Origin of the sequence: Lysobacter sp. 2RAF19 (assembly GCF_052115395.1) — a bacterium.
In the GTDB taxonomy this organism is placed as follows: Bacteria; Pseudomonadota; Gammaproteobacteria; order Xanthomonadales; family Xanthomonadaceae; genus Noviluteimonas.
The window spans coordinates 1-5,410 of record NZ_JBFRGO010000007.1 but is presented as its reverse complement, the minus strand read 5'-3'; the positions used below and the strand labels follow the sequence as shown (position 1 = coordinate 5,410).

The 5,410-nt window shown below is 55.7% G+C and carries 2 tRNA genes and 3 rRNA genes; all 5 read right to left on the bottom strand.

Annotated elements, in window-relative coordinates:
- Window positions 1–48: 48 nt before the first annotated feature.
- Window positions 49–161: ribosomal RNA gene (rrf, locus tag AB4059_RS15910) — 5S ribosomal RNA — on the bottom strand.
- A gap of 141 nt (window positions 162–302) precedes the next feature.
- A 23S ribosomal RNA gene (locus AB4059_RS15905) occupies window positions 303–3,175 on the bottom strand.
- A 220-nt stretch (window positions 3,176–3,395) separates the two neighbouring features.
- A tRNA-Ile gene (locus AB4059_RS15900) sits at window positions 3,396–3,472 on the bottom strand.
- Window positions 3,473–3,494: 22 nt separating this feature from the next.
- A tRNA-Ala gene (locus AB4059_RS15895) sits at window positions 3,495–3,570 on the bottom strand.
- Between the two features lie 73 nt (window positions 3,571–3,643).
- Window positions 3,644–5,188: ribosomal RNA gene (locus AB4059_RS15890) — 16S ribosomal RNA — on the bottom strand.
- The 16S, 23S and 5S rRNA genes sit together here with 2 tRNA genes alongside, the layout of an rRNA operon.
- Window positions 5,189–5,410 lie beyond the last annotated feature (222 nt).

Below are 5,410 nucleotides of genomic sequence, written 5' to 3'. Positions count from 1 at the left end.
TCGCCCAAAGAAAAACCCCGCCATTGCTGGCGGGGTTTGGGTATAAGGCCCTGGCGATGACCTACTCTTGCATGCGGATGCACACTACCATCGGCGCGGCTGCGTTTCACTTCCGAGTTCGGAATGGGATCGGGTGGTGCCACAGCGCTATTGTCACCAGGGAGAGGGTGGAGGGTCGCGGTTCAATCGAAGGGATTGATCGCGCTCACGCTCTCAAGGGGTGGGACGTAGCGAGTTTTGGTGGAGCTTTTAGAGACAAATGCCATCGACGTGTTGTCGAGGATAAGGCGGCTTGAGGTGATATGGTCAAGCCTCACGGATCATTAGTACACGTTAGCTCAACGGATTGCTCCGCTTACACACCGTGCCTATCAACCACCTGGTCTTGATGGTTCCTTCAGGGGACTTGTGTCCCGGGAGATCTCATCTTGAGGCGCGCTTCCCGCTTAGATGCTTTCAGCGGTTATCGCTTCCGAACGTAGCTACCCGGCAATGCCACTGGCGTGACAACCGGAACACCAGGGGTTCGTCCACTCCGGTCCTCTCGTACTAGGAGCAGCCCCTCTCAAATCTCCAACGCCCACGACAGATAGGGACCGAACTGTCTCACGACGTTCTGAACCCAGCTCGCGTACCACTTTAAATGGCGAACAGCCATACCCTTGGGACCGACTACAGCCCCAGGATGTGATGAGCCGACATCGAGGTGCCAAACACCGCCGTCGATATGAACTCTTGGGCGGTATCAGCCTGTTATCCCCGGAGTACCTTTTATCCGTTGAGCGATGGCCCTTCCATACAGAACCACCGGATCACTAAGACCTACTTTCGTACCTGCTTGAGCCGTCGCTCTTGCAGTCAAGCACGCTTATGCCTTTGCACACAGTGCGCGATGTCCGACCGCGCTGAGCGTACCTTCGTGCTCCTCCGTTACTCTTTGGGAGGAGACCGCCCCAGTCAAACTACCCACCATACACGGTCCCCGACCCGGATTACGGGCCCAGGTTAGAACGTCAAGCACATCAGGGTGGTATTTCAAGGTTGCCTCCACCGAAGCTAGCGCCTCGGTTTCACAGGCTCCCACCTATCCTACACAGACGAACTCAACGTTCAGTGTAAAGCTGTAGTAAAGGTTCACGGGGTCTTTCCGTCTTGCCGCGGGAACGCTGCATCTTCACAGCGATTTCAATTTCACTGAGTCTCGGGTGGAGACAGCGCCGCTGTCGTTACGCCATTCGTGCAGGTCGGAACTTACCCGACAAGGAATTTCGCTACCTTAGGACCGTTATAGTTACGGCCGCCGTTTACTGGGGCTTCGATCAAGAGCTTCGCCTTGCGGCTGACCCCATCAATTAACCTTCCAGCACCGGGCAGGCGTCACACCCTATACGTCCACTTTCGTGTTTGCAGAGTGCTGTGTTTTTGATAAACAGTCGCAGCGGCCTGGTTTCTGCGACCGCTCCCAGCTATAGCCCGCATGGGCCACCAGAAGCGGTGCACCTTCTCCCGAAGTTACGGTGCCATGTTGCCTAGTTCCTTCACCCGAGTTCTCTCAAGCGCCTTAGAATTCTCATCCTGCCCACCTGTGTCGGATTACGGTACGGTCTGCGTCAGCTGAAGCTTAGGGGCTTTTCCTGGAAGCGTGGGATCAGTGACTTCGGCCTAATGGCCTGGTCTCGCTGCTCGGCGTATGACCCTCCGGATTTGCCAAGAGGATCCGCCTACCTGCTTTCCCCGGGACAACCAACGCCCGGTACACCTACCCTTCTCCGTCCCCCCATCGCACTGACGCGAGGTGCTGGAATATTAACCAGCTTCCCATCGACTACGCATTTCTGCCTCGCCTTAGGGGCCGACTCACCCTGCGCCGATGAACGTTGCGCAAGGAAACCTTGGGCTTTCGGCGTGGGGGCTTTTCACCCCCATTATCGTTACTCATGTCAGCATTCGCACTTCCGATACCTCCAGCAGACTTCTCAATCCACCTTCATCGGCTTACGGAACGCTCCTCTACCGCGCACATTGCTGTGCACCCCAAGCTTCGGTTCATGGCTTAGCCCCGTTAAATCTTCCGCGCAGACCGACTCGACCAGTGAGCTATTACGCTTTCTTTAAAGGGTGGCTGCTTCTAAGCCAACCTCCTGGCTGTCTGTGCCTTTCCACATCGTTCACCACTGAGCCATGAATTTGGGACCTTAGCTGTGGGTCTGGGTTGTTTCCCTTTTCACGACGGACGTTAGCACCCGCCGTGTGTCTCCCGGATAGTACGTGCTGGTATTCGGAGTTTGCCATGGTTTGGTAAGTCGCAATGACCCCCTAGCCATAACAGTGCTCTACCCCCAGCAGTATTCGTCCGAGGCGCTACCTAAATAGCTTTCGAGGAGAACCAGCTATCTCCGGGTTCGATTAGCTTTTCACTCCTAATCACACCTCATCCCCTACCTTTGCAACGGGAGTGGGTTCGGGCCTCCAGTTGATGTTACTCAACCTTCACCCTGGGCATGACTAGATCACCCGGTTTCGGGTCTACTGCCTGCGACTATGCGCCCTTATCAGACTCGGTTTCCCTTCGCCTCCCCTATACGGTTAAGCTCGCCACAAACAGTAAGTCGCTGACCCATTATACAAAAGGTACGCCGTCACCCTTGCGGGCTCCGACTGCTTGTACGCACACGGTTTCAGGATCTATTTCACTCCCTTCACCAGGGTTCTTTTCGCCTTTCCCTCACGGTACTGGTTCACTATCGGTCGGTCAGGAGTATTTAGCCTTGGAGGATGGTCCCCCCATGTTCAGACAGGGTTTCACGTGCCCCGCCCTACTCAATTTCATCCGTACGGCCCTTTCGCATACAGGGCTGTCACCATCTACGGCCACGCTTCCCAGCGTGTTCTGCTAAAACCGTACGGACTTTTGGGCTGCTCCGCGTTCGCTCGTCGCTACTGACGGAATCTCGGTTGATTTCTTTTCCTCCGGGTACTTAGATATTTCAGTTCCCCGGGTTCGCCTTGCATGGCTATGTATTCACCATGCAATACCCTTGCGGGTGGGTTTCCCCATTCGGACATCGTCGGATCAATGCTTGTTGCCAGCTCCCCGACGCTTTTCGCAGGCTGCCACGTCCTTCATCGCCTCTGACCGCCAAGGCATCCACCGTGTGCGCTTATTCGCTTGACCATATCACCCCAAGTCGCCTCAGGGTCATACGTCGTTTGCGAACGTAAAACGACTTATCACTTCAAATAAAGGTGCTCTCGCACCTCGCCTTAGCCTCTACGACACGTCATGGACATTCGTCTCAAAACGCTCGCTACATCCCGATTGTCAAAGAACACGCACCAGGCTTCAGCGCCGGGTCCGTTTCAAATCTTGTGTGTGCGCAGTTGTCATTCAGAGTTGGTGGGTCTGGGAGGACTCGAACCACCGGCCTCACCCTTATCAGGGGTGCGCTCTAACCACCTGAGCTACAGACCCAAAAGTCTTCAGCCCAGGACAGTGGTGGAGCCAGTCGGGATCGAACCGACGACCCCCTGCTTGCAAAGCAGGTGCTCTCCCAGCTGAGCTATGGCCCCGTGTGCCGGGACGCTCTGAATGCAGGTCACTTGTGCGGACGCCTGACAGGCAATCGCGCTGTCTTTAGTCTCTAAAGGAGGTGATCCAGCCGCACCTTCCGATACGGCTACCTTGTTACGACTTCACCCCAGTCATCGGCCACACCGTGGCAAGCGCCCTCCCGAAGGTTAAGCTACCTGCTTCTGGTGCAACAAACTCCCATGGTGTGACGGGCGGTGTGTACAAGGCCCGGGAACGTATTCACCGCAGCAATGCTGATCTGCGATTACTAGCGATTCCGACTTCATGGAGTCGAGTTGCAGACTCCAATCCGGACTGAGAAAAGGTTTCTGGGATTGGCTCACCCTCGCGGGTTTGCAGCCCTCTGTCCTCTCCATTGTAGTACGTGTGTAGCCCTGGCCGTAAGGGCCATGATGACTTGACGTCATCCCCACCTTCCTCCGGTTTGTCACCGGCGGTCTCCCTAGAGTTCCCACCATTACGTGCTGGCAACTAGGGACAAGGGTTGCGCTCGTTGCGGGACTTAACCCAACATCTCACGACACGAGCTGACGACAGCCATGCAGCACCTGTCTCACGGTTCCCGAAGGCACCAATCCATCTCTGGAAAGTTCCGTGGATGTCAAGGCCAGGTAAGGTTCTTCGCGTTGCATCGAATTAAACCACATACTCCACCGCTTGTGCGGGCCCCCGTCAATTCCTTTGAGTTTCAGTCTTGCGACCGTACTCCCCAGGCGGCGAACTTAACGCGTTAGCTTCGATACTGAGTGCCTAGTTGCACCCAACATCCAGTTCGCATCGTTTAGGGCGTGGACTACCAGGGTATCTAATCCTGTTTGCTCCCCACGCTTTCGTGCCTCAGTGTCAGTGCTGGTCCAGGTAGTCGCCTTCGCCACGGATGTTCCTCCCGATCTCTACGCATTTCACTGCTACACCGGGAATTCCACTACCCTCTACCGCACTCTAGGTCGCCAGTTTCCAATGCCATTCCCAGGTTGAGCCCAGGGCTTTCACATCAGACTTAACGAACCACCTACGCACGCTTTACGCCCAGTAATTCCGAGTAACGCTTGCACCCTTCGTATTACCGCGGCTGCTGGCACGAAGTTAGCCGGTGCTTATTCTTCCGGTACCGTCATAACACCCGGGTATTAACCGAGCGCTTTTCTTTCCGGACAAAAGAGCTTTACAACCCGAAGGCCTTCTTCACTCACGCGGCATGGCTGGATCAGGCTTGCGCCCATTGTCCAATATTCCCCACTGCTGCCTCCCGTAGGAGTCTGGACCGTGTCTCAGTTCCAGTGTGGCTGATCATCCTCTCAGACCAGCTACGGATCGTCGCCTTGGTGGGCCTTTACCCCGCCAACTAGCTAATCCGACATGGGCTCATCCAGTCGCGCGACGCCTTGCGGTCCGCCGCTTTCACCTTCCGGTCGTATGCGGTATTAGCGTAAGTTTCCCTACGTTATCCCCCACGACAGGGCAGATTCCCATGTATTCCTCACCCGTCCGCCACTCGCCACCCACAGTATTGCTACTGCTGTGCTGCCGTTCGACTTGCATGTGTTAGGCCTGCCGCCAGCGTTCACTCTGAGCCAGGATCAAACTCTTCACTTAAGTTTTGCGGCTCGGACCGAAGTCCTCGCCAATTTCTTGAGTGCAGTCGTCGTCCCAGGCTCGAAATCACTCGCTGGCTAAACAATTGCTTGTTTGCCATTTGAATTGACTTGTTGCTCTGTTACGAACGTCTGCAAGATGGACAACGTATCCACCCGCCAGACGCCCGCACAAGTCACCTGCGCACACTGTCAAAGATCGTCGGGAGCGGCCTCAGCGCCT